This is a genomic window from Planktotalea sp. (assembly GCF_039984035.1).
Taxonomy (GTDB): domain Bacteria; phylum Pseudomonadota; class Alphaproteobacteria; order Rhodobacterales; family Rhodobacteraceae; genus Planktotalea.
This window is the reverse complement of the sequence record NZ_JBDWVM010000285.1, coordinates 1-3,808: the sequence shown is the minus strand read 5'-3', so window position 1 is coordinate 3,808 and position 3,808 is coordinate 1. Positions and strand designations below refer to the sequence as shown.

The following is a 3,808-nucleotide window of genomic DNA, read 5'->3' as shown; positions in this document are numbered from 1 at the left end:
TCTTCAAGCCACCGATCAGCGCATGGTGGTCGATGATCGCTTGCACGTCAGCGTCGTTGATAGAGGCTGGCAATTCCGCTGGGTTGTTGGTGTCAACAATCACACAGGGCGCGCCCGCGTCTACGTCCGCGATGATCGCAGGTTTGTCCAGATTCCAACGCTCCAACATGAAGGCTGCTTCTGTGTTTGGCTCGCCGAGCAATTTCGCTTCGGCAGGAATGCCTTTGATTTCAGAAAGATACCAAGCCCAGATCAGGGGAGAACCGGTGGAGTCTGTGTCGGGGGATTTGTGGCCAAAAACCTGAGTTGTCATTGCATTATTCCTGCATCAAATGTGTGTTCGCGCGCCTTATAATCAGGCGCGCATCCGTTGTCACCCGTGCCAATTTGGCTCAGATGGTTTGGTCATAATCGCCGACCAAAGGCTCGGTGCGAATGACGGCGTTAATATCCGCAAATATCGCACGCATTTCAGCGTCGCTTTCAGAGCTTTCGCACACCACGACAAGGTTGGGCGTGTTCGAACTTGCGCGCACCAAACCCCAAGACCCGTTGTCCAGAATAACACGCGCGCCATTCACGGTAACAACCGTTTCTATCTTGCGCCCCGCGAGCGTTTCACCCACTTCAAACATTGCGCTCAACTTTGCGACGATCCGTTCCAGAACGTCATATTTTTCACCATCGGCACAATAGGGCGACATCGTTGGCGTAGCATATGTGACAGGCAGCGCTTTGCGCAAATCCGACATCGACAATTCAGGATTGCGGTCCATCAGCTTGCAAATTTCGACAGCTACACGAAGCCCGCAGTCATATCCGCGTCCAACAGGCTCAGCTAGGAAATAGTGACCAGACTTTTCAAACCCCGCTAAAGCGCCGAGCTCCTTCACCCGTCGTTTCATGTGGCTGTGACCGGTTTTCCAATAATCCGCTTTCACGCCGTTCTTCAAAAGCTCAGGATCGGAGGCAAACAGCCCTGTTGATTTCACATCTGCCACGAAAGTGGCGTTCGGGTGCAGTTTGCTCAGATCACGCGCCATGATGACACCGACCTTATCAGCGAAAATTTCTTCACCTTCGTCGTCAACCACGCCGCAACGATCGCCATCCCCATCAAAGCCAAGCGCGAAATCAGCGCCAGAGGCTTTGACGGATGCAGACATGTCATGCAGCATTTCCATCGCTTCGGGGTTCGGATTGTAGTTGGGGAAATTGTAATCAAGCTCATTGTGGCTTGGCACCACTTCAACACCGATGCGTTCGAATAACTCAGGGGCAAAAGCACTCGCGGTGCCATTCCCTGTCGCGCACACGACCTTTAACTTGCGGTTCATTTTGAAGTCACCCGCGAGATCATCCAAATAGGCTTCGCGTACGCCATGCACGAATTCATATCCACCGCCCGCTTGCGGTTTGCCCTCACCGTTTAACACGATATCGCGCAGCTCGCTCATTTCTTCGTGGCCATGGGTCAGGGGGCGTTCAAATCCCATTTTCACACCCGTCCAACCATTCGGATTGTGGCTCGCCGTGATCATCGCAACCGCGGGCGCATCCAAATGGAACTGGGCGAAGTAGGCCATGGGTGATACCGCAGGGCCGATGTCTTTCACATGGATACCAGCCTGCATCAGCCCCAACATCAACGCGTTTTTCACAGACAGCGAATATTCGCGGTAATCATTGCCAACGGCGATAACCGGCTCAATCCCGCGGCGTTGCATCTGCGTACCAAGCCCAAGGCCAAGCGCTGTAATGCCGGGCAAGTTGATATCGTCGGGGAACTTCCAACGGGCATCATATTCGCGAAAACCCGTGGGCGCTATCATCGCGTCACGCAAGAATTCCCAAGTGTTTTGAGAAACGGTCGGGGCAGGTTTTGTCATGGCAAGTGGCTCAAAGTTCGAGAGGGTTGGACTTAGCCACCGCATCAAGTTGCATCAGCACTTTCAAAAGCGCCGGCATTTTGTCGAGGTAGATCATGTTCGGGCCATCACTTGGCGATTTATCTGGATCTTCATGGGTTTCGATGAAGATCGCAGCAACACCAATCGCCGCCGCTGCGCGCGCCATAAGCGGTGCAAATTCCCGTTGTCCACCTGTCGATCCACCAAGGCCCGCAGGTTGCTGAACGGAATGCGTGGCATCCATGACGACTGGATAACCTGACTGCCCCATTTGCGGCAGCGAACGCATATCCGTGACGAGAGTATTGTACCCGAAGGACGTTCCGCGTTCGGTCAGCAGAATATTGGTGTTGCCAGTTGATTCGATCTTAGTTGCGATATTTGCCATGTCCCAAGGAGCAAGGAATTGCCCCTTTTTCACGTTAATCGCCACGCCGGTTTCTGCTGCGGCGAGGATCAGATCGGTTTGGCGACACAGCAATGCAGGAATTTGCAAAACGTCAACAACATCCGCAACCGCTTCGCATTGCTCTGGCCAATGAATATCCGTCAGAACGGGTACGCCAATCTCTGACTTAACGCTCTCAAGCATTTTAAGACCGTCTTCCATACCGGGACCACGAACGCCTTTTATAGATGTGCGATTTGCCTTATCGAACGATGCTTTGAAGATATATTGTGCACCAACGGCGTCACAGGCTTCTTTCATCGTGCCTGCAATCATCTGCGCATGATCCGCGCTTTCAAGCTGGCACGGCCCCGCAATAATTGTGAGCGGCGCCGTGTTACCAACCTTAAGGCCAGCGATGTCGAGAGTTTTCATATTAGGAAGATACCTGTTCGCGAAGGATCGATGCTGTAAGCGAGATCATGAGATAAATACCAGCAAACACCAAAAACGCCAAAATGGTGTTCTCGAATTTACGTGGATAAGAGGGGTCTTGGCTTGGCAAAGGTTCAACGCTGGTCGTCAAATAGCGTGCCTGTGCTGCAGCGTCGCGGCGCGATTGCTCAAGCTGCTCCAAAGCAGAGGCTAGCATCAGATCGCGCGTTGCGACATCGGCCTGAGCCAATTGAATTTGCGCAGCCAGTTCAGCAAGCGACCCTTCCCCCTGACGTTCGTTGATCATGCGATCGTTGAGCTGCGCCAGTAGGTTCGAAAGGCGACGCACATCCCCTTGCGCACCCTCAACTTTGGCACGGTTCGGACGCGCGTTGTCTTGGAGCGCTGCTAGTTCGAGTTCTTTCTCTTGCAGTTGAACTTCGATGTTGTTGATCTGACTGCGAAGCGAGGCAATCTTTGCTTCTGGATCAAGAACAGAGCCCTCTTGTTGCAAACGCACCAATCGCTCTTGCGCGGCGCGGCGTTGGTCATCTGCTAACTGAAAACCCAACTCAGCATCGGAAACTTGGTTCTCACGTTTGCGAAGCGACAGGTTATCAACGCGTTCTTCCGCGTAGCCGATCAACTTCTTTGAGAAATCACTGCTGACATTCGGGTCGGCAGCAATGACTTCCATTTTGATGACGCCATCCGCTGGATCATAGCCAATTTCAATGTTTTTCTTAAAGACCTTATAGGCGTCTTCGTTCGACGGGTTCTCAACAAGGCGTTGCACAGGATCAATCGATTGATCGGCGAAATGCGCCATAAAACCCGCGTCTTCGTTCAGTCGAAGCATCGCATCCTTGGATGTCAGGTAGGACTGAACAGCGATCGCATCTTGGTTCGTCGCAAACTGTGTTCCCGTCAGCAGTCCACCAACACCACCTCCCGAAGACTCGGCTTTGAGGATCAAGAACTCCGACTTGGTCGAATACATGGGCGTTGCCATGAAGTAGTAATACCAGCCAACAACAATCGTTGGCAGGAAGACAAAAAAGCCAAGTCGCGTCAT

Annotated in this window: 4 protein-coding genes; all 4 read right to left on the bottom strand. The window is 52.7% G+C overall.

Annotation, left to right across the window (positions count from 1 at the left end; all coding sequences use genetic code 11):
- Window positions 1-313, bottom strand: a 313-nt coding sequence (locus ABJQ89_RS13045) for a DHH family phosphoesterase (protein ID WP_348496650.1), incomplete at its 3' end; no start/stop codon positions are given.
- Between the two features lie 79 nt (window positions 314-392).
- Window positions 393-1,889 (bottom strand): phosphomannomutase/phosphoglucomutase, encoded by a 1,497-nt coding sequence (locus ABJQ89_RS13040; RefSeq protein WP_348496649.1) that lies wholly within the window; start codon window positions 1,887-1,889, stop codon window positions 393-395.
- A 10-nt stretch (window positions 1,890-1,899) separates the two neighbouring features.
- Complete coding sequence (kdsA, locus tag ABJQ89_RS13035; RefSeq protein WP_348496648.1) at window positions 1,900-2,733, bottom strand: 3-deoxy-8-phosphooctulonate synthase; 834 nt, start codon at window positions 2,731-2,733, stop codon at window positions 1,900-1,902.
- A gap of 1 nt (window position 2,734) precedes the next feature.
- Window positions 2,735-3,808, bottom strand: a 1,074-nt coding sequence (locus ABJQ89_RS13030) for a capsule biosynthesis protein (protein ID WP_348496647.1), incomplete at its 5' end; no start/stop codon positions are given.